Source organism: Bacillus sp. SIMBA_026, from assembly GCF_046535335.1.
GTDB lineage: Bacteria > Bacillota > Bacilli > Bacillales > Bacillaceae > Bacillus > Bacillus velezensis.
The window spans coordinates 1-394 of the sequence record NZ_JAWRWX010000041.1; the positions used below are offsets into that span (position 1 = coordinate 1).

General features: G+C 68.5%; 1 protein-coding gene. It reads left to right on the forward strand.

What is annotated here, in order from left to right:
* Positions 1-148: 148 nt before the first annotated feature.
* Positions 149-394, forward strand: a 246-nt coding sequence (locus tag SB847_RS20580) for a hypothetical protein (protein ID WP_410578415.1), incomplete at its 3' end; no start/stop codon positions are given.

Below are 394 nucleotides of genomic sequence, written 5' to 3' on the forward strand. Positions count from 1 at the left end.
GTTTGCGCGGGCCGTCGGTGTCCGACGCGGTGCTGCCGAAGCTTACCGCTGTAGAACTGCTCGTCGAGCGCATTGCAGGGTTGTAAGACCGCGACCCGCGTTCGGCATCGCCGGGCCGCGGGTGACTGTCCACAGAGAAGGAGGGGGCATGCCCTACGTATCCAAGACTCTCAAGGCGGGAGCACCCGCCGGTCGCGACCTGGTGCTGTGCGACGACTTGCTCGACCTGCTCGCGGATCGAATCGCGAGCCGCGTTGCCGCACAACTGCGCGAGCGGCCGCCGACACCAGCGCATCGACAGGAGCGGCCGGTCGCCGTTGTGCCGCCGACGCTGCGGCCCGACTCGTTGTATCGCGTAGCCTATGTGATGCAGCGGCTCGGCGTCAGCCGGGCC